This is a genomic window from Pseudomonas sp. R1-1 (genome assembly GCF_051132135.1).
In the GTDB taxonomy this organism is placed as follows: domain Bacteria; phylum Pseudomonadota; class Gammaproteobacteria; order Pseudomonadales; family Pseudomonadaceae; genus Aquipseudomonas.
Genome location: NZ_CP071663.1, coordinates 1669315 through 1689007 on the forward strand (window position 1 = coordinate 1669315; position 19693 = coordinate 1689007).

The window sequence follows — 19693 nt, forward strand, 5'->3', positions numbered from 1 at the left end:
CACTCCTACAAGGGAAACGCATTCCAAATGTAGGAGTGAGCCTGCTCGCGATAGCGCCAGAGCTAACAATGCAAAGCATCAGGCCTGAATGCTCACCAGACTCAACACCTGTTCATCCAGCACCGCAAACTGCGCCTCCAACTCCGTACCGTTGCGCCATTCGCTGGATAAATCCGTCAGCAAGCGCAACCTCACCGCGCCAGTCTCGGTCCACTCCAGCACCTCGGCATGCTCGAAGTAAAAGCGCTGCTGCACGATCGGGTAGAGCGCCTTGAACAGGCTTTCCTTGACCGAAAACGTCAGGGTCACCCACAGCGCCCGCAGATCCTGCGAACCGGCGGCCATGCGCTGCATTTCCGCTGGCGTGAGAATTTCCCCGGCCAGACGTTCGGCGCGTTCAGCGCTCAGCAGGTTTTCCAGGTCCATGCCCAGACTGCGCCAATGCTGGCGGTTGGCGACAATCGCGGCGGCGCGACCGCTGCTGTGAGTGATCGAGCCGCAGATATGCGCCGGCCACACCGGTGCGCGATCTTCGCCGATCGCCGGAACCGCGCCGTTGCCCTGCAGTTGTTGCAACGCCGCCCGAGCGCAAATCCTCCCGGCGAGAAATTCGGCCTGACGCTTGGCCACCGAACGTTGAATGCTCGGCGGCGCCACGATCGCGCTGCGCGGAAAATCATCAGCGAGCAATTGTGCCGGGTCGAATTGGGTGCTGATCAGCACGGTGTCAGCCAATACGATGGGCAACGGCCAGTGGCTGTCGAGCGCGGTGCAGCAGGCGGGAAGGGCGGGGGCTAGGTTCATGGCGGGCATTTTGCCGGTTAGCCTTCAGGCTGGATAGCCTTGCGACCCTGATCGTTCCACGCTCTGCGTGGGAACGCATCGTGTGACGCTCCGCGTCACCCGGCGATGGGACGCAGAGCGTCCCGGGCGGCATTCCCACGCGGAGCGTGGGAACGATCGGGACAAGCGCGATCAGCCGAAGATCTGCTTGAAAAACGCCTGCATGTCCGCCCAGGATTTTTCGTCCGCTGCCTTGTTGTAACCAATATCCGGGCCGCCATGCTCGCCATGGCTCAGGCGATCCGCATCCGGATTGCTGAAACCGTGCTTGGCACCGTCAAGGCTGACAAATTTATAGTCAGCCCCGGCCTTGTCCATTTCCGCCTTGAACGCGGTGACGTTGTCGGCAGTGACCATGCTGTCCAGCGCGCCGTGCTCGACCAGAATCTTCGCCTTGACGCTGCCGGGCGTGGCCGGAGTCTTGGTGGCCAGCGCGCCATGGAAGCTCACCACGCCCGCCAGCGGCACGCCCTGTCGCGCCGCGTTCAACACCACGGCGCCGCCGAAGCAGTAACCGATAGCGGCGATTTTATCCGCGTCGGTCTGTGCTTGTTTCTTGAGTAAATTCAGCCCCGCCTCGAAGCGCTTGCTGGACGCCGCCGCATCCTGAGTCGCCGCCTGCATGAACGCCATCGCGTCTTTCGGGTGTTCGGTGTTTTTGCCGTCGCCGTACATATCGATCGCCATCGCGCTGTAGCCGAGTGCGGCGAGATCACGCGCTCGGCGCTTGGCGTAATCGTTCAGCCCCCACCATTCGTGAACCACGACGACACCGGGGCGCTTGCCTTTGATGGCGTCGTCGTAGGCGTAGTAACCGATCAGCTTGGTACCGTCGGCGCTCTGGTAGGGGATTTCTTCGGTCTTGATCGCCGCCTGGGTGAGGCTGCTGACGGCCAGCAAAGTGAGGGCAAGGAACAAACGCATGATCGGGTCTCCTTCTCGAAAGTGGTCAAAACAGCCTAGTCGATTTGATTCAGGTCAGGTTCAGAGACGGTTCAGGGCCGGTACAGGGGGCGCTCAGTAATCTTGCGCCATACCCCAACAGCACTGTGCAAGAGGAACTACCCATGACTCGTTTGAACAAACTGTTGCTGGCTTTGAGCGTCATGAGCGCCAGTATCGCGGCCCAGGCCGACACGTCTTCGAACTTCGCCGGCCTGACCTTCGGCCAGACCAGTGACAAGATCGACAAGTCCCGCTCCTTGAACAACAACCTCGATCACCCCAACGCCACCGGCGCCATCGACGGCAACAACACCTACGGCGTGCGCCTCGGTCAGCAAAACAGCCAGGGCCGCTACTACGCCACCTACGACAACGTGTCGGGCTCGCACAATGGCATTAAACTGCGCCAGGAAAACTTGCTGGGCAGTTACGATCTGTTCTACCCGGTGGGCGGCAGCACCAAATTGTTTGGCGGGGCCACCGCAGGCTTGACCAAGCTGACCCAGGATTCACCAGGCTACAGCCGCGACAGCGACATCGGTTACGCCGTCGGCGGTCAGCTCGGTGTGTTGCAGCAAGTCTCGCAGAACACCTCGGTCGAACTCGGTTACCGTTACCTGCGCAGCAACGCCAGCACCGAGATGAAAGAGAGCGGCGGCAGCAAGCAGGGCTCGCTGGACTTGACCAGCAGCGCGCAGACTTATCTGTCGGCCAACTATTATTTCTAAGTCGGTCGCCTCGGTACCTGTGGGAGCCAGCCTGCTGGCGATAGCGACCTGACATTCGACGATATTTGTCGGCTGCCAAATTGCAATCGCCAGAAGGCTGGCTCCCACAGTGGGTTGTCTGGAGATTTTTGAATTGCCCGGGAGAGCTTTATGAAACTGTTGGTCGTCGAAGATGAAGCGCTGCTGCGCCATCACCTGCAAACCCGCCTCACCGAGAGCGGTCATGTGGTCGAATCCGTGGCCAATGCCGAGGAGGCGCTGTACCAGACCGGACAGTTCAACTTCGACCTGGCGGTGATCGACCTTGGCCTGCCGGGCATGGGCGGGCTCGACCTGATCCGTCAGTTGCGCTCGGGCGGCAAGACCTTCCCGATCCTCATTCTCACGGCGCGCGGCAATTGGCAGGACAAGGTCGAAGGCCTCGCCGCCGGCGCCGATGATTACGTGGTCAAGCCGTTCCAGTTCGAAGAACTCGACGCACGCCTGAATGCCTTGCTGCGCCGCTCCAGTGGTTTCACTCAGTCGACCATTGTTGCCGGGCCGCTGCTGCTCGACCTCAATCGCAAGCAGGCCAGCCTCGACGAACAGCCACTGGCGCTGACCGCCTACGAGTACCGCATTCTCGAATACCTGATGCGCCATCATCAGCAGGTGGTGCCCAAGGATCGCCTGATGGAACAACTCTACCCGGACGACGACGAGCGCGATCCGAACGTGATCGAAGTGTTGGTCGGCCGTCTGCGCCGCAAGCTTGAGGGCCCGGCCGGGTTCAAGCCGATCGACACCGTGCGCGGTCTCGGGTATCTGTTCAATGAGCGCTGCACTTGATCCGTTCCCTACGCGTACGCTTGATGCTCGCCGCCACGACGTTGGCGGTGTTGTTCATGCTCGCCTTGCTCCCGGCGATGCAGGGCGCGTTCAGCCTGGCCTTGCAGGATTCGATCGAACAGCGCCTGGCCTCGGACGTGACCACGCTGATTTCTGCCGCGCGCATCGAAAACGGCCGGCTGGTCATGCCGACGCAGCTGCCGGACGAGCGTTTCAACCTCACGGACTTCCGCTTGCTTGGCTACATCTATGATCGCGAAGGGCGTCTGGTCTGGCGTTCGAAGGCCACTCAGGAAGAACAGATCAACTACAAGCCGCGCTATGACGGTCTCGGCAATGAGTTTGCGCGGATTCGCGAAAGCAACGGCCAGGAGTTCTTCGTTTACGACGTCGAGGTGAAATTGCTCGGCGGCAAAAGCGCCGCGTTCAGCATTGTCGCCCTGCAACCGGTGCGTGAATACGAAACCACCCTCGAAGGCCTGCGCGAAAATCTTTATCTGGGCTTTGGCGCAGCACTCCTGGTGTTGCTGGCGCTGCTGTGGATCGGCCTGACCTGGGGCCTCAAGGCCTTGCGCCGCCTCAGCCAGGAACTCGACGAAATCGAGGGCGGCACGCGCGAAAGCCTGACCGAAAAACATCCGCGCGAACTGCTGCGCCTGACCGGCTCGCTCAACCGCTTGCTGCTCAGCGAACGTCAGCAGCGCAGCCGCTACCGCGATTCCCTCGATGATCTCGCTCACAGCCTGAAAACCCCGCTGGCGGTATTGCAAGGGGTCAGCGAAGACATGGCCCAGCGCCCGCAAGAGCGCGATCAGGCGTGGGTGCTGCAAAGTCAGATCGAGCGCATGAGCCAGCAGATCAGCTATCAACTGCAACGGGCGAGCCTGCGCAAAAGCGGTCTGGTGCGCCATCAGGTCAAGCTGCGCCCGGTGCTCAAAAGCCTGTGCGACACGCTGGACAAGGTCTATCGCGACAAGCAGGTGCGCGTGGTTTTCGACCTGCCTGAACATTGTTACGTGCCGATCGAGCAGGGCGCCTTGCTGGAAATGCTCGGCAACCTGCTGGAAAACGCCTACCGCCTGTGCCTGGGCGAAGTACGTATCAGCGTGCGCGAGTCGCTGGCCGGGGTCGAGCTGTGCGTCGAGGACGACGGCCCCGGTGTGCCGCCGGATCAGCGCGCGCGGATACTCGAACGCGGTGAGCGGCTGGATGCACAACATCCGGGGCAGGGCATCGGGCTGGCGGTGGTCAAGGACATCATCGAAAGCTACAACGCCCGGCTGGCACTGGGCGACTCGCCGATGGGCGGGGCGGCGTTCAGGATTCACTTTCCGGCGGTGTGAATGGAGCTTGCCCTCACCCTAACCCTCTCCCAGAGGGAGAGGGGACTGACCGAAGTGTCTGGCGAAAACTGTCGACCTGGGCGATTTGCAGCGTATTCGGATTCAATCCCCAATCAGTCCCCTCTTCCTCTGGGAGAGGGTCAGGGTGAGGGGCCTTTGATTTTTCCACTTATAACTCCCGCGCCCGATAAGCCCCCGGTGTCAGCCCCGTCCACTTCTTGAACGCGCGGTGAAACGCCGACGGCTCAGAGAATCCCAACTGTTCGGCAATCTGCTGCAACGACAGATCCGCGCGCCCCAGATGATAGATGGCGATATCCCGCCGCAGTTGATCTTTCAACTCCTGGAAACTGCTGCCTTCCTCACGCAAATGCCGGCGCAAGGTCTGTGGGCTGATGTGCAGGTGCGCCGCCACCGTTTCCAGGTTCGGCCAGTTGTTGCTGTCGCGGCTGAGCAAGCGGCGCAGACGACTGCTCAGGCTGTCGCCGTCGTCCGGACGTGAGAGCAGGTCCGCCGGTGAGCGTTCGAGGAAATGCTTGAGCGTGCGCTCGTCCTGCAACAACGGCATCGACAGGTAGCGGCTGTGAAACAGCAGGCTGCTGTGCTCGGCGCCGAAGCTCAGCGGGCAGGGGAACAGCAAGTCATATTCAGCGCCATGATCGGGGCGCGGGTAACTGAAGGCCGCCTGTTCGAGGCGAATCCGCTGGCCGATCAGCCAACTGCCGAGGCGATGCCAGATCACCAACAGGCTTTCAGTGAGAAAGTGATCCGGATCCCACAACCGCGCGTCATCGAGACTCAAACGTACCCATTCATCTTCGCGGCTCAGCGTCAGCCGTGGCGCGTCGGCGAACAGGCTATAAAACAGCAGGCCGCGCTGCAGCGCCTTCTCCAGATTGCGGCAGTGGATCGAGGCGTGGCACATCATGGCGAAGCTGCCGGGCTTGCTCGGTGCGTTGCCAAACCCAAGGTATTCGTCGTCCAGCGCCAGCCACAGGCCCTGGATCAAACGGGCGAATTGTTCCGGTGCGAGGCGCGCACGCGGCTCTTCGAGCAGTTCCGGGCTGATCCCCAATTGCTCGAGCAGGCCTGAGTAATCAAAGCCCTGGCGGCGCGCGCCGCCGAGGGCGGCACGAGCGAAATGACTGGCGATGGTGCGTTCACGCATGAGCGGCAAATCCTGTTCAGGCGACCGATGGTAGCGGCGAGCCCAATCCGCAACAAGGCGGATTTCCGCCAAATTGCAGGACGAGGGTGGGCCAGTTGGCGGAAATCCGCCATGCACAGGTCACCGCTCGGTGACATGGAAACCTGCCTGAGCCTTGATATCAAAAGGCTGGCTGCCCATCGCACCAATCTGGCACGGCGTTTGCGATACAAGCGACAGAAGCGTGCATTTATCCCGTAGGAAAACGCCGCTCCAACAACAAATCCCTCCAGTGCAGGAGGGTTCGCAATTAAGGTTTCGTGTCCAACAGATGGATGTTGTCGCGGGACGCTTGAGGAAACTGCAATGACGACTCGTCAGCCACTGTATAAATCCCTGTATTTCCAGGTGATCGTTGCCATCGCCATCGGCATCCTGCTCGGTCACTTCTACCCACAGACCGGTGTGGCGCTCAAGCCGCTGGGTGACGGGTTCATCAAGCTGATCAAAATGGTCATCGCCCCGATCATCTTCTGTACCGTTGTCAGCGGCATCGCCGGCATGCAGAACATGAAATCGGTGGGCAAGACCGGCGGCTACGCGCTGCTCTACTTCGAAATCGTTTCGACCATTGCCCTGCTGATCGGTCTGGTCGTGGTCAACGTCGTGCAACCGGGTGCCGGCATGCACATCGACGTCACCACCCTCGACGCCTCGAAAATCGCCACCTACGTGACGGCCAGTAAAGACCAGAGCATCGTTGGCTTCCTCCTCAACGTAATCCCGAACACCATCGTCGGCGCGTTCGCCACCGGTGACATCCTGCAAGTACTGATGTTCTCGGTGATCTTCGGCTACGCCCTGCATCGCCTGGGTTCGTACGGTCGTCCGCTGCTGGACATGATCGATCGCTTCGCCCACGTGATGTTCAACATCATCAACATGATCATGAAACTGGCGCCGCTGGGTGCCTTCGGTGCGATGGCCTTCACCATCGGTGCCTACGGTGTGGGCTCGCTGGTGCAACTGGGCCAGCTGATGATCTGCTTCTACATCACCTGCGTGCTGTTCGTGGTGCTGGTGCTGGGTGCGATCTGCCGTGCTCACGGTTTCAGCGTGTTCAAGCTGGTGCGTTACATCCGTGAAGAGCTGTTGATCGTACTGGGCACGTCCTCGTCGGAATCGGCGCTGCCACGCATGCTGATCAAGATGGAGCGTCTGGGCGCGAAGAAATCGGTTGTCGGTCTGGTGATCCCGACCGGTTACTCGTTCAACCTCGACGGTACTTCGATCTACCTGACCATGGCCGCCGTGTTCATCGCTCAGGCGACCGACACGCACATGGACATCACTCACCAGATCACCCTGCTGCTGGTACTGCTGCTGTCCTCCAAAGGCGCAGCCGGTGTGACCGGTTCGGGCTTCATCGTGCTGGCCGCCACCCTCTCGGCGGTCGGTCACCTGCCGGTGGCCGGTCTGGCGCTGATCCTCGGTATCGACCGCTTCATGTCCGAAGCCCGCGCGCTGACCAACCTGGTCGGTAACGCGGTAGCCACCATCGTGGTTGCCAAGTGGGTCAAGGAGCTGGACACCGATCAACTGCAAGCCGAACTGGCTTCGGGTGGTCGCGGTATCGCCGAAACCCGTCCTGAAGACGACCTGGGTGTGGCTGAAGGCGCAGCCCCAAGCAGTGTGAAATAAGCATCGCTTGTCTGGAAAAACCCGCTTCGGCGGGTTTTTTCATGCCTGCGATTTGAGCGCAACGGTCATACCCGCTGACATTTTCGGTGATTGCCGCAGCGCTGATCGCTGCCTAGGCTGAGTGCATCGCCCAAGGAGTTCGCCCATGTCCGCACCGCTGGCCTCACTGAAGGTTCTCGATTTCTCGACGCTGCTGCCGGGGCCGTTCGCCTCGTTATTGCTGGCGGACCTGGGCGCCGAGGTGCTGCGCATCGAATCACCGACCCGCATGGATCTGCTGCGCGTGTTGCCACCGCACGATGGCGGCGTGTCGGCCAGTCATGCCTACCTGAACCGAAACAAGCGCAGTCTGGCGCTGGACTTGAAACAGCCGGCAGCGCTGGAAATCATCCGCGAGTTGTTGAGTGAGTACGACATCGTCCTCGAACAGTTTCGCCCCGGTGTGATGGAGCGCCTGGGCCTGGGTTACGAAGCGCTGAAAGCGCTCAATCCGCGATTGATCTACGTCTCGATCAGCGGTTATGGCCAGACCGGGCCCTATAAGGACCGCGCCGGCCACGACATCAATTATCTGGCCCTGGCGGGGCTGGCGAGTTACACCGGCCGTGGCGACAGCGGGCCACTCCCTTTGGGCATGCAAGTGGCGGATATTGCCGGTGGCTCGCTGCACGGGGTGATCGGTCTGCTCGCCGCAGTCATCGCCCGCCAGCAAACCGGGCAGGGCACGCATGTCGATGTGAGCATGACCGACTGCGCGTTCAGCCTGAACGCCATGGCCGGCGCCGGTTATCTCGCCTGCGAAGATGAGCCGGGGCGCGAAGATCAGATGCTCAATGGCGGTAGCTTTTATGACTATTACCGCACGCGGGACGGGCGCTGGATGTCGGTCGGCAGTCTGGAGCCGGCATTCATGCAGGCCTTGTGTGCAGCGCTGGGTAGACCGGAGCTGGCGGCGCAGGGGCTATCAGCCAAACCTGAGCAACAGCAGGCGCTGAAGGAGGCGTTGCGGGTTGAGTTTGAAAAGCATGATTTTGCGCAGTTGTGCGAGTTGTTCGCCGGGGTCGATGCGTGTGTCGAGCCGGTGTTGAGTCTGAGTGAAGCCGTGCACCATCCGCAGTTGCAGGCGCGCGAACTGGTGAAGCAAGTGCCGCGCGCGGAGGGTACGGCGCAGGCGCAGATGGCCTGTCCGCTGAAATTTTCCGAGGCGTTGCCAGCGCCGCGGCATGTGGGGGCGGCGTTGGGGCAGCATACGGAGGAGGTGTTGGGGAGGCTGGGGTTTGATGCTTCGAAGATTGCCGAGCTGCGTTCAGCCAAGGTAATTCTCTAGTGCATGTGCGGGCCTCATCGCGAGCAGGCTCACTCTACAGGTTGAACGCATTCCAGATGTAGGAGTGAGCCTGCTCGCGATAGGGCCAGTCCTATCACCGCAGGAACCAGCTATTCCACCCGCATCTCACCACTGAACACCAGTGTCGTGCGGCAGCGCCGGCAGAAATACCGTCGCCCCTGTCGCACCAGGCTATGGCGCTGTGCGGTAAACGGGAAATCGCTCTCGGGGCACGGGCATTTATAGATGTAGCGGGTCACGCTGCGGCGTTTGACTTCATAAGTGTGGCAGCGATCTGGCGGCAGTTCGTAAACGCCGCGCATGATCAGTTGCCATTCCTCGCCATGGGGCTGGATGCGGTCGCCGAACAATTGATGAGCGATCAGGTGCGCGACTTCGTGGGCCACGGTCTGCTTGAGGAAGTGTTCGGTGTTTTCCCGGTACAGCTGTGGATTGAAGCGCAGCTTGTTTTCGTGCAGATGCGCGACACCGGCTTTCTGCCCGCGCAGCTTGAGACTGACGACGGGGCGTTTGAAGGAACGTTTGAAAAAGGATTCAGCGAGTTGGTAACAATCTTCGACGCGGGTATTGAGTTGCTCGGGCATGCTTGATGGATCTCCAGAGACGCCGAGTATGCCGCAACCCCGGGCGCTTGCGAATCGCCGAGCTGCCGAATGGTCATCGCCCAAATGACAAGGCCGCCTTGCGGCGGCCTCTCTCACCAGGCGGTTATCGTCAGTTGGTATACACCGGCCCCACGCCCAGGCCCCAGACAATCACGGTAAACGCCATGATCGCCACCAGCACCACCAGGCCCACCGCCAGCACCGAGCTGGAAAACAGGAAGCCTTCGTCCGGTGGAATGTTCATGAAGGTCGGCAAGCCCACATACAGCAGGTACACCGTGTAGCAGATGGCCGCCGTACCGACGATCATCCCCAGCCACATGTGCGGATACAGCGCCGCCAGGCCACCGACGAACAACGGCGTCGCGGTGTAAGTGGCGAAGGCCACGCAACGGGCCAGGCTGGGGTTGGCGTCATACGTGCGTGCCATCCAGTGGACAAAGGCGCCCATCACCGCAACGCCCCCGAGCATCGCCAGGTACGACATGATCGTCATCCACAGCGCACTCTCAAACGTGAGCATCACCGGTGCGCGGTTGCCGATCACCCAGCCGACCTGGGTGGTGCCGATAAACGCCGAGACGGCGGGAATCGCCGCCAGAATCAGCGTGTGCGTGAGGTACATGTGGCTGATGCTTTCCTCTTGGTCGCCACGGATTTCCTTCCATTCCTGATCGGGGTGGGTAAACAGTCCCACTACGTGATGGATCATGCCATTCACTCCTCTTGATATTGCCATCGCCCCCCAACGGAGCGCCTACGGGCCAGGCGGCCGAGCAAATACAGGTCTTCAAATGTGTGCGACCTTATGTCGCAGTATAGAAAGGACTGAACCGCACCGGTATCAGGGGCTTAGAGCAAATCGCGCTGTAAACCGGGCAGATAATCGCCTCGGGGTCTGTACTGAATGCGACCATGACGGCCGACAACCCGTCCCCACAGCGGCGGGGTTTTTGCGTAAAATGCCGGCCTTTCGTCACACCTCACGGATTTCGCGTCATGGGTACTCTTACGGTCAACCAGAACAAACTGCAAAAGCGCCTGCGCCGCCTGGCCGGCGAAGCGGTCGCCGATTTCAACATGATCGAAGACGGCGACAAGGTCATGGTCTGCCTGTCCGGGGGCAAGGACAGCTACACCATGCTCGACGTGCTGCTGCACCTGCAGAAGGTTGCACCGATCAAGTTCGAGATCGTCGCGGTGAACATGGACCAGAAACAGCCGGGCTTTCCCGAGGATGTGCTGCCGGCCTATCTGAAAGAACTGGGCGTCGAGTACCACATCGTCGAGAAAGACACCTACTCGGTAGTCAAGGAACTGATTCCGGAAGGCAAGACCACCTGCTCGCTGTGCTCACGCTTGCGTCGCGGCACGCTGTACACCTTTGCCGATGAAATCGGCGCGACAAAAATGGCCCTCGGTCATCACCGCGACGACATCGTCGAGACGTTCTTCCTCAACATGTTCTTCAACGGCAGCCTCAAGGCCATGCCGCCGAAGCTGCGCGCCGACGACGGGCGCAACGTGGTGATCCGTCCGCTGGCGTACTGCAACGAGAAGGACATTCAGGCCTACTCGGACCTCAAGCAATTCCCGATCATCCCGTGCAACCTCTGCGGTTCGCAGGAAAACCTGCAGCGTCAGGTGGTCAAGGAAATGCTCCAGGAGTGGGAGCGCAAGACCCCCGGGCGCACCGAGAGCATTTTCCGCAGCCTGCAGAACGTGATCCCGTCGCAACTGGCCGACCGCAACCTGTTTGACTTCACCAGCCTGAAAATCGACGAAACCGCGGCGTCGCGCTTCGTCAACGTCGTCAATCTGTAACCCCGATCATTGTGGGAGCTAGCCTGCTAGCGATTGCGAACTGTCAGCCAATCTATTTGTCGACTGGCACACCGCAATCGCTAGCAGGCTAGCTCCCACAGGTTTTGTGATCACCGGTGATATTCATTTCAAACCTCAGGAGAGGGCATGCGCGATTACAAGTGGCTGCACGAATACTGTCTGAACCGTTTCGGTTCGGCGGCTGCACTGGAAGCCCATCTGCCTGTTCCGAAAACCGCGCCACAATTGCGCAAGATCAGCGACGACCGCTACCTCTCGACAATGGCCCTGCGGGTGTTTCGCGCCGGACTCAAGCACAGTCTGGTGGACGCGAAATGGCCGGCCTTCGAAGAAGTGTTCTTCAAGTTCGATCCGGAAAAAGTCGTGCTGATGAGTGCCGAACACCTTGAGCGCCTGATGCAGGACGCGCGGATCATCCGCCACCTCGGCAAGCTGAAAAGCGTGCCGCGCAATGCGCAGTTCATTCTTGATGTGGAGCAGGACAAGGGCAGCTTCGGCGCGCTGATCGCCGACTGGCCGGTGACCGACATCGTCGGTCTGTGGACGTACCTGAAAAAGCACGGTCATCAATTGGGCGGGCTGTCAGCGCCGCGCTTTTTGCGCATGGTCGGCAAGGACACGTTTGTGCCGAGCTATGACGTGGTCGCCGCATTGAATGCGCAGAAGATCGTCGACAAGGCGCCGACCAGCCTGCGCGATCTGGCGACGGTGCAGAACGCGTTCAACCAGTGGCACGAACAGAGCGGCGGGCGGCCGATGAGCCAGATTTCGATGATGCTGGCCTACACCGTGAACCATTAAGACCGCGTCGCGCCAATCGCCAGCAGGCTGGCTCCCACACTGGATTTGTGGCGTTCACAGACCCTGTGGGAGCTAGCCTGCTAGCGATAGCGGTCTTTCAGGCGACGGCGATTTCGCCTTCGCCCGCCAGCTTGCGATCAAGCTGATAACGCCAGCGCACATACAGCAGCGCCGAGCAGAACACTGCCAGGCTCGCCGCCATTTCCAGCACACCAAACCACTGCCGGTTCAGGTCATACGCCGCCAGTGCGCCTTTGATGAAATACAGATTCACCACAAAACACATCCATGAATGACCACGGGCGCTGCCCATGATCATCGCCGGTGCGAGCACCAGCCACGGGATCAGTTCGACCAGCAGAATCACCCACGGTCGCGCGCCATGCAGGTCGGCGAACCACAGGTAATACGCCGCGAGCAGGCCGGCGAGGGCGAAAAAGCTCAGCAGGCTGAGCACCCGCATCGCCTTCACCCGCGGTTCTAGCCACTCGATAGAGGGCAGGATCTTCGGCTTCCTGGCCATCTCAGCCCACCAGTTTTTGTGCGGTTTTCGCCAGACGCAGACCGAGGGCGCGGCACAGCGCCACTTCGTGTTGATCGAGGCCGCTCTTGCCGTCGGCGCCGGCATGATGGCTGGCACCGTAAGGCGTACCGCCGCCCTCGGTTTCCAGCAGCGCCGACTCGCTGTACGGCAGGCCGGTGATCAGCATGCCGTGGTGCAGCAGCGGCAGCATCATCGACAGCAGGGTGGTTTCCTGACCGCCGTGCAAGCTGGCGGTGGAGGTGAACACACCGGCCGGTTTGCCGACCAGAGCACCGGTCAGCCAGAGGTTGCTGGTGCCGTCGAGAAAGTATTTCAGCGGGGCGGCCATGTTGCCGAATCGCGTCGGGCTGCCCAGTGCCAGACCGGCGCAGTTCTTCAGGTCATCGAGCGTCGCGTAGAGCGCGCCTTCTGCGGGGATGTCCGGGGCGACGGCTTCGCACTCGGTGGAAATCGCCGGCACCGTGCGCAGTCGCGCCTCAAGTCCAGCCTGTTCGACGCCACGGGCGATCTGCCGGGCCATCTCGTTGGTCGAACCGCTGCGGCTGTAATACAAAACCAGAATGTACGGTGCGCTCACGGCAGCAACTCCAGAATGTTTTCCGGTGGACGGCCGATGACCGCTTTATCGCCGACTTCGAGGATCGGCCGTTCCATCAGTTTCGGATGCGCGGCGATGGCGTCGATCAACTGCGCTTCGCTGAGGCTTTCATCAGCGAGCTGAAGCATTTTGTATTCATCTTCCCCGCTGCGCAGCAACTGCCGTGCGCTGATCCCGAGCTTGCCGAGCAGCGCCTTGATTTGCTTGGCATCCAGCGGGGTTTCGAGGTAGCGCACCACGGTTGGCGTCAGGCCGCGGGCTTCGAGCAGTTCCAGGGCGCCGCGGGATTTCGAGCAGCGCGGATTGTGATAAAGCGTCAGATCGGTCATGGCGGGTCGCTTCTGGCGTAAAGTGGCGGCTATTCTAACTGTGCAGCGCGCAATCCAGAACCGTCAGAGGCGATGGGTCGCAGGCGCTTTCGAATTTTCTCAAGGAACACGACATGACACGGCGATTGGCAGCGGCATTGACGGTAATCGGGGCGTTGATGCTGGGGGGCTGCGGCAATGATTACGGGATCGACCAGAACGGCCAGAAGGTTGCGTCCGAGCGTCTCGACAAACACTGGGTGGTGCTCAACTACTGGGCCGAATGGTGCGGCCCGTGCCGCACGGAAATTCCTGAGCTCAATCACTTGGCCGAGGAACTGAAGAGCAAGAACGTCGGTGTGTTCGGGGTCAACTTCGACAACGCGCAAGGCGCGGAGCTGAAAGAAGCCAGCGAGAAACTCGGCATCAGGTTCACCGTGCTGGCGCAGGATCCGGCAGAGCTGTTCGAATTGCCGCGCAGCGAGGCGTTGCCGGTGACTTACATCATCGACGACAAGGGCAAGGTGCGGGAGCAGTTGCTCGGTGAGCAGACAGCGGCGGGGGTGATGGCCAGACTCGAGGCGTTGCAGGCGACCAAATAGGCGGTCGTTCGACAGGATCGTTCCCACGCTCTGCGTGGGAATGCCGCCCGGGACGCTCGGCGTCCCTGTGACGCAGAGCGTCACTTGATGCATTCCCACGCAGGAGCGTGGGAACGATCGTTACAGCGATCGCGATCAGCTAGTGAGGCTCAACCCTCTTCCAGCCACCAGCGCAAAGGCTTGCCCTCGGCCGGCCAGAAACGCATCTGCTCGATCGGCGAGATGTCCCAGCGCTCGACCTTTTCCAGCGCCTGCAAGAACCGTTGCTCCTGCTCCATCAATGCCGGGGCGCAGAGTTTGCGGGTCTTGCCAATCTTGCCGAACGACAGCTTGTCGCCTTCGAGCGTGTACGGCGCGAACCAATGGTTGCAGCCGCCGTTGCCATAGGCGCGGCCATCGTCGCCGAGGGTCACGGTCAGATGGCTGTAATCCATCAGCGGGCGCTCGCCGATCCATTCCAGAATGTAGCTGCGGTTGTGTTGCAGTTGCACAGGCTCGGCGGCGCAGCCCGCGAGGCCGATACCGACCAGAGCGGCCAGGGCGAAGCGTTTCATCACGCCGGCTCCTGGCATTTCGGGCACAGGTGCTTGTCGCCCACGGCTTTCCAGCCCAGCTCGGCGATGCGCGCGGTGGCGGCCGGTTTTTCAGCGGTCTTGCCGAGTTTGGCGTCGACCGCGAATTCAAAACTCAGCTCTTTGCCGCAGCTGTCGCAGTTGACCTGCCAGGTGTGGATCGCCAGTTCGCCGAACAGCGGGCCGGTGGTCATCGCGGTCCATTGGCCCGGCGGGTTGATCAGGTGGCGGACGGTGTCGACGGTCAGGCGCATGGACAAATCCTTGCTGCCTTTGAGGGTCACCAGCAGGACATCACCGATGCGGATCGAGCCACCGTTGCCGGTGACCTGATAGCGGCCCGGTACGAGGGCGCGGCATTCGGTGAGGGTGTGTTGCGGGTTCATCAGGGTGTAGCGGAAATCGTGTTCGACCATGGGTCCTCCAAATATGCGCGACATGCTAGCACGGCCCCGATTGCAGAATGATGCGAGCGTGCGACCTTCGATCCGGTTCAAATCGGCCAGCACTCATGGCAAACTGCCGGCCCCGAATCTGAAGGAACGGAACATGGCGCTGATCGAATGTTATGAATGCAAAAAGAGCATCAGCTCCGAAGCGTCGGCCTGCATTCATTGCGGTGCGCCGATCGACGAATACGCCGCCGTGCAAGCGCAGCCTGTAGCCGCGCCGGCCCAGGCGGCGACGATTTCGTTCGGCAGCCTGCCTCGCAACCACGCGGTACCGGAGGCGGCGATTGCCCCCGCGGTGCAACAGCTGCCGAAAGTGATGCCGGCAGCGGCGGGGCGCCGCCGTCGTCAGCAGGCCGAGCAAGCGCTTGAACAGACCGCCAATCCCGACGGCAGCCGCCCGGTGGAAGGCTGGCTGAAGATCATGGTGTTCCTGCTGCCGATGGTGTTTGTCTGGTTTCTGCTGCGCAATGGCCACTCGGCGAAACAGCGGCTGTTCGGTTTCGGCTGGCTGGCTCTGCTGATTCTGGCGTCTTCGCTGTCGCCGAAGTAACCGGCCCGACTCAACCCTCGACCTGGTTCTGTGGCGTGCCTGCCGCCCAGGTCGCGATGTTGTGCAGCGTTGTCGAGGCAATCGCGCCCAGTGCCTCGCGCGTCAAAAAGGCCTGGTGCGCAGTGACGATCACGTTGGGAAACGTCAGCAAGCGTGCCAGCACATCATCCTGCAAGGGCAGGTCCGAGCGGTCTTCGAAAAACAGCTGCGCCTCTTCCTCATACACATCCAGCCCCAGATAACCGAGTTGGCCGTCCTTCAGCGCGTCGATCAGCGCGGGTGTGTCGACCAGACCGCCGCGTCCGGTATTGATCAGCATGGCGCCGGGCTGCATGTGCGCCAGTGAATCGCGGTTGATCAAGTGCTTGCTCTGCTCATTGAGCGGGCAATGCAGGCTGATGATCCGCGACTGCGCGAGCAGTTCCGGCAAGCTCAGATAACGCGCGCCCAAAGCGAGCACATCCGGGTTCGGATACGGGTCATAAGCGAGCAATTCACAGCCGAAGCCGCGCATGATTTTCGCGAAGGTCGCGCCGATCTGCCCGGTACCGACAATCCCCACGGTTTTGCCGACCAGATCGAAACCGGTCAGGCCATGCAGGCTGAAATCGCCTTCGCGGGTGCGGTTATAGGCGCGGTGCAAGCGTCGATTCAGGGCGAGGATCAGCGCCACCGCATGTTCGGCCACCGCGTGCGGCGAGTACGCCGGCACTCGCACCACCGCCAGTCCAAGACGTTTGGCGGCGATCAGATCGACATGGTTGTAACCCGCCGAACGCAAGGCGATCAGGCGTGTGCCACCGGCGGCCAGACGTTCCAGTACCGCCGCGCTGAGGTCGTCGTTGATGAACGCGCAAACCACCTCATGTGCATCTGCCAGTGCCACCGTGTCGAGGCTCAGCCGCGCCGGTTGAAAGTGCAGCTCAATGCCTGCCGGGCAGTCGGCGCCAAGGAAACTGTCGCGGTCGTAAGTCTGGCTGCTGAAAACGATGGTGCGCATGCAATCCTCCTTGAACATCGACAGGGTTGAATCATCGACAGCCACTGTAGCGCTGACAGCGCCGCCCGATATTGCCGTGGATCAGGCGCTGATCTTCGCCTGCGCCGCCAATCGGTTGATCGCCCGTTCCAGTTCATCCAGCGCCAGAGTGGCTTTCGGGTCGTCTTGCTTGAGCAGGGTTTCGCTGCGCTGGCAGGCCGCGCGCAATTGCGGTACGCCGCAGTAACGCGTGGCGCCGTGCAGGCGATGCACGCGTTCGAGCAGCGCGTTCTGATCGTGACTGTCGCGAGCGCTGCGGATGGCTTCACGGTCGGCTTCGAGCGAGGCGAGCAGCATCGCCAGCATGTCCGCAGCCAGATCGGCCTTGCCGGCGGCCAGACGCAAACCTTCTTCGTGATCGAGCACCGGCAATTCATTGCTGTTCGCCGTGCTGTCGCTGCCGCGCTCCGGCGCTTGGTTGCGCAGGGCCAACCCGGTCCATTTCAGCACCACCTGCGCCAGTTGCCGTTCGCTGATCGGCTTGGTCAGGTAATCGTCCATGCCGCTTTGCAGCAGCGCGCGTTTTTCGTTGGCCATGGCGTGGGCGGTGAGGGCGACGATCGGTAGCGGCGTGCTGTGCCGCTCGCTTTCCCATAGGCGGATCGCTTCGGTGCTCTGGCGACCGTCCATGCCCGGCATCTGCACATCCATCAGCACCAGATCGAAGGATTCAGTCTGCACCGCTTTGACCGCTGCATAACCGCTTTCCACCGCAAGGACCTTGGCGCCCATGTCCTCGAGCAGCGTTTGCACCAGCAGCAGGTTGGCCGGGTTGTCATCGACGCACAGCACTTTCGGCGCCCGGCTCGACAGCGGTTCGCCCGGCTCATGGCGTGGCTGGCGCGGGTTGACCAGATCGGACAAGGCTCGACGCAGTTTGCGCGTGCACGCCGGTTTGGCCTGCAACTGGCTGTGCGGGTTGGGTACCGACAGATGAAACAGCGTCTGCTCGGTGGTCGGGCACAGCACCAGCACTTTGCAGCCGAGGTGTTCGAGGTCCCAGATGTGCTGATTCAAGCGCTCAGGCAGCATGTCGTTGCTGGTGATCCCGATAACCGCCAGATCGATCGCCTGATCGGTCTGGTGCGCGCCGGTGACGCCGTTGGTCAGGCTCTCGAGGGTATTGAACGGGGTGACATCGAGGCCGCAATCTTCCAGTTGATGCTGCAGGGCCTGACGCGCCAGTTCGTGGTTTTCCAGCACCGCCACGCGGCGCCCGAGCAGCGGCGCGGCGGGCATGTCTTCGGCGTCGTCGCGGGTTTTCGGCAGGCTCAGGCTGATCCAGAATTCCGAGCCTTCGCCCGGCGTGCTGTCGACGCCGATTTCGCCACCCATTTGTTCGATCAGACGCTTGGAGATCACCAGTCCCAAACCGGTCCCGCCGGGCTGGCGCGACAGTGAATTGTCAGCCTGGCTAAAGGCCTGGAACAACGCGCGTACATCCTGATTGGACAGGCCGATCCCGGTGTCCTGAATGCTGATGCGCAGTTGCACGCTGTCTTCGTGTTCGTCTTCCAGCATGGCGCGGGCGACGATGGTGCCTTCGCGGGTGAACTTGATCGCGTTGCTGACCAGGTTGGTGAGGATCTGTTTGAGCCGCAGCGGATCGCCGACCAGCGACAGCGGCGTGTCGCGGTAGACCAGACTGACCAGTTCCAGCTGCTTGGCGTGCGCCGCCGGGGCAAGAATGGTCAGGGTATCCTGGAGCAGGTCGCGCAGGTTGAATGGGATATGATCGAGCACCAGTTTGCCGGCCTCGATTTTCGAAAAATCGAGAATCTCGTTGATGATCCCCAGCAGGCTGTCGGCAGATTTTTCGATGGTGCCCAGATAGTCGAGCTGGCGCGGGGTCAGTTCGCTTTTCTGCAATAAATGCGTGAAGCCGAGAATGCCGTTCAACGGCGTACGGATCTCGTGGCTCATGTTGGCGAGAAATTCCGATTTGATCCGGCTCGCCTCCAGCGCCTCTTTGCGCGCCAGGTCCAGTTCGATGTTCTGGATCTCGATGGTTTCCAGATTCTGGCGTACGTCTTCGGTGGCCTGATCGACACTGTGCTGCAATTCTTCGCGGGCGTTCTGCAGGGTGCCGGCCATGCGGTTGATGCCCGAGGCCAGCTCATCCAGTTCCTGGCTGCCGAGCGGTGGCAGGCGCGTCTCGAGGTGTCCGTCCTTGAGCTGGGCGACGGCTTGCTTGATCTGCCCGAGCGGGCGGTTGATCGTGCGCCCCATGCGCAACGCCAGCAGGGCCGCGCCGGCCAGCCCGGCGGCAATCAACAGCAGACTGGCGAACAGACTGCGATAGCCGCGCAACAACATGCCGTTGTGCGACAGCTCCAGCTCGACCCAGCCGAGCAGGCGGTCGGACTCTTCCGGGATCAGCTCGCCGGCGAGGTTGCGGTGTTTGCCGAACACCGGCATCAGATAGCGTGTGGCGTCATTGCCGCTGCGTCGTTGCAGTTGCGCGCTGTCGCCGCTCGGCGCCTGATTGAGCATGGTCGGGCCGGCGTGGGCCAGTGGCGAGCGATCCGCGGCGAGGAATGTCACCGCGCGCACGTCGGGTTGTTCCAGCGACTGTGTGGCGATGCGCTCGAGCAGTTCGTTGTTGCCGTGGCCCATGGCCGGCGCGACCAGTGGCGCCAGTTGCTCGGCGATCATTTCGCCGCGCTGCATCAATTGGGTCTGCAGGTCGGACTGCTGCGTCCAGGTGAAATACCCGCCCAGCACCAGCGCCATCAGGCTGGTCGGCAACAAGGTCAGCAACAATACCCGACCTTTGATTCCCAGTTTCTTGAGCACGCCTGTCTCCTGCATCCCGCTGATCTGTTGACTCATGCGTGCATCCGGCACGCGACATGGGCGCAGTGTAGCGATTTGCTCGCAGGCAATCTTCGGAA

The 19693-nt window shown here is 61.5% G+C and carries 21 protein-coding genes; 9 read left to right on the plus strand and 12 right to left on the minus strand.

The window, feature by feature from the left end:
• Window positions 1-78: 78 nt before the first annotated feature.
• Complete coding sequence (locus tag J3P75_RS07645; protein WP_434709818.1) at window positions 79-804, minus strand: 4'-phosphopantetheinyl transferase family protein; 726 nt, start codon at window positions 802-804, stop codon at window positions 79-81.
• Window positions 805-975: 171 nt separating this feature from the next.
• Window positions 976-1767: a dienelactone hydrolase family protein gene (locus J3P75_RS07650; protein ID WP_434709819.1), complete on the minus strand. Its 792-nt coding sequence runs from the start codon at window positions 1765-1767 to the stop codon at window positions 976-978.
• Between the two features lie 143 nt (window positions 1768-1910).
• Here J3P75_RS07650 and J3P75_RS07655 point away from each other — a divergent pair, with 143 nt between their 5' ends.
• The 3 genes from J3P75_RS07655 (at window position 1911) to J3P75_RS07665 (ending at window position 4687) form a co-directional block, all read left to right on the plus strand.
• Entirely contained in the window at window positions 1911-2516 is a 606-nt protein-coding gene (locus tag J3P75_RS07655) for an outer membrane beta-barrel protein (RefSeq protein ID WP_090285344.1), read from the plus strand.
• Window positions 2517-2666: 150 nt separating this feature from the next.
• On the plus strand, window positions 2667-3344 hold the full coding sequence (locus tag J3P75_RS07660) for a response regulator transcription factor (protein ID WP_042560510.1): 678 nt from the start codon (window positions 2667-2669) through the stop codon (window positions 3342-3344).
• On the plus strand, window positions 3341-4687 hold the full coding sequence (locus tag J3P75_RS07665) for an ATP-binding protein (RefSeq protein WP_203419103.1): 1347 nt from the start codon (window positions 3341-3343) through the stop codon (window positions 4685-4687). The genes J3P75_RS07660 and J3P75_RS07665 overlap by 4 nt, the downstream gene beginning before the upstream one ends.
• A gap of 169 nt (window positions 4688-4856) precedes the next feature.
• Here the strand turns inward: J3P75_RS07665 and J3P75_RS07670 are convergent, their stop codons facing one another.
• Window positions 4857-5855 carry an AraC family transcriptional regulator gene (locus J3P75_RS07670; protein ID WP_434709820.1) on the minus strand — a complete coding sequence of 333 codons (999 nt, stop codon included), beginning with the start codon at window positions 5853-5855 and terminating at the stop codon, window positions 4857-4859.
• A gap of 345 nt (window positions 5856-6200) precedes the next feature.
• On the opposite strand from J3P75_RS07670, the gene J3P75_RS07675 reads away from it, so the two are divergent.
• Window positions 6201-7535 (plus strand): dicarboxylate/amino acid:cation symporter, encoded by a 1335-nt coding sequence (locus tag J3P75_RS07675; protein WP_434709821.1) that lies wholly within the window; start codon window positions 6201-6203, stop codon window positions 7533-7535.
• Between the two features lie 145 nt (window positions 7536-7680).
• The gene (locus J3P75_RS07680; RefSeq protein WP_434709822.1) at window positions 7681-8862 is read left to right on the plus strand and encodes a CaiB/BaiF CoA transferase family protein; all 1182 of its coding nucleotides are present in this window, start codon (window positions 7681-7683) and stop codon (window positions 8860-8862) included.
• Between the two features lie 110 nt (window positions 8863-8972).
• Here J3P75_RS07680 and J3P75_RS07685 read toward each other — a convergent pair whose 3' ends face one another.
• Together J3P75_RS07685 and J3P75_RS07690 are read right to left on the minus strand one after the other, a co-directional pair.
• Window positions 8973-9467 carry a SprT family zinc-dependent metalloprotease gene (locus J3P75_RS07685; protein WP_090285334.1) on the minus strand — a complete coding sequence of 165 codons (495 nt, stop codon included), beginning with the start codon at window positions 9465-9467 and terminating at the stop codon, window positions 8973-8975.
• A 130-nt stretch (window positions 9468-9597) separates the two neighbouring features.
• Window positions 9598-10200: a Yip1 family protein gene (locus J3P75_RS07690; RefSeq protein WP_090285332.1), complete on the minus strand. Its 603-nt coding sequence runs from the start codon at window positions 10198-10200 to the stop codon at window positions 9598-9600.
• 287 nt (window positions 10201-10487) lie between these two features.
• Between J3P75_RS07690 and ttcA the strand changes: the two genes are divergently transcribed.
• Entirely contained in the window at window positions 10488-11312 is an 825-nt protein-coding gene (gene ttcA, locus J3P75_RS07695; RefSeq protein ID WP_434709823.1) for a tRNA 2-thiocytidine(32) synthetase TtcA, read from the plus strand.
• A 147-nt stretch (window positions 11313-11459) separates the two neighbouring features.
• Window positions 11460-12134 (plus strand): DNA-3-methyladenine glycosylase I, encoded by a 675-nt coding sequence (locus tag J3P75_RS07700; protein ID WP_434709824.1) that lies wholly within the window; start codon window positions 11460-11462, stop codon window positions 12132-12134.
• Window positions 12135-12231: 97 nt separating this feature from the next.
• Here J3P75_RS07700 and J3P75_RS07705 read toward each other — a convergent pair whose 3' ends face one another.
• From J3P75_RS07705 to arsC, 3 genes are read right to left on the minus strand one after another with little or no spacing between them, the layout of a single operon-like run.
• Window positions 12232-12657 carry a DUF2069 domain-containing protein gene (locus J3P75_RS07705; RefSeq protein ID WP_434709825.1) on the minus strand — a complete coding sequence of 142 codons (426 nt, stop codon included), beginning with the start codon at window positions 12655-12657 and terminating at the stop codon, window positions 12232-12234.
• 1 nt (window position 12658) lies between these two features.
• Window positions 12659-13255 carry an NAD(P)H:quinone oxidoreductase gene (gene wrbA, locus J3P75_RS07710; protein WP_090285324.1) on the minus strand — a complete coding sequence of 199 codons (597 nt, stop codon included), beginning with the start codon at window positions 13253-13255 and terminating at the stop codon, window positions 12659-12661.
• Complete coding sequence (gene arsC / locus J3P75_RS07715) at window positions 13252-13605, minus strand: arsenate reductase (glutaredoxin) (RefSeq protein ID WP_434709826.1); 354 nt, start codon at window positions 13603-13605, stop codon at window positions 13252-13254. The genes wrbA and arsC overlap by 4 nt, the downstream gene beginning before the upstream one ends.
• 113 nt (window positions 13606-13718) lie before the next feature.
• Between arsC and J3P75_RS07720 the strand changes: the two genes are divergently transcribed.
• Window positions 13719-14186, plus strand: coding sequence for a TlpA disulfide reductase family protein (locus tag J3P75_RS07720; RefSeq protein ID WP_434709827.1), 468 nt, complete (start codon window positions 13719-13721; stop codon window positions 14184-14186).
• Between the two features lie 149 nt (window positions 14187-14335).
• Here the strand turns inward: J3P75_RS07720 and J3P75_RS07725 are convergent, their stop codons facing one another.
• Together J3P75_RS07725 and J3P75_RS07730 are read right to left on the minus strand one after the other, a co-directional pair.
• Entirely contained in the window at window positions 14336-14740 is a 405-nt protein-coding gene (locus J3P75_RS07725) for an META domain-containing protein (protein WP_208940154.1), read from the minus strand.
• Window positions 14740-15174: a hypothetical protein gene (locus J3P75_RS07730; RefSeq protein WP_434709828.1), complete on the minus strand. Its 435-nt coding sequence runs from the start codon at window positions 15172-15174 to the stop codon at window positions 14740-14742. Before J3P75_RS07730 ends, J3P75_RS07725 begins: the two co-directional genes overlap by 1 nt.
• A 133-nt stretch (window positions 15175-15307) precedes the next feature.
• Here J3P75_RS07730 and J3P75_RS07735 point away from each other — a divergent pair, with 133 nt between their 5' ends.
• On the plus strand, window positions 15308-15760 hold the full coding sequence (locus J3P75_RS07735) for a hypothetical protein (RefSeq protein ID WP_434709829.1): 453 nt from the start codon (window positions 15308-15310) through the stop codon (window positions 15758-15760).
• A gap of 10 nt (window positions 15761-15770) precedes the next feature.
• On the opposite strand, the gene J3P75_RS07740 is transcribed toward J3P75_RS07735, so the two are convergent.
• Complete coding sequence (locus J3P75_RS07740) at window positions 15771-16760, minus strand: 2-hydroxyacid dehydrogenase (RefSeq protein WP_434709830.1); 990 nt, start codon at window positions 16758-16760, stop codon at window positions 15771-15773.
• A gap of 81 nt (window positions 16761-16841) precedes the next feature.
• Window positions 16842-19595 carry a response regulator gene (locus tag J3P75_RS07745; RefSeq protein ID WP_434711238.1) on the minus strand — a complete coding sequence of 918 codons (2754 nt, stop codon included), beginning with the start codon at window positions 19593-19595 and terminating at the stop codon, window positions 16842-16844.
• Between the last annotated feature and the right edge of the window lie 98 nt (window positions 19596-19693).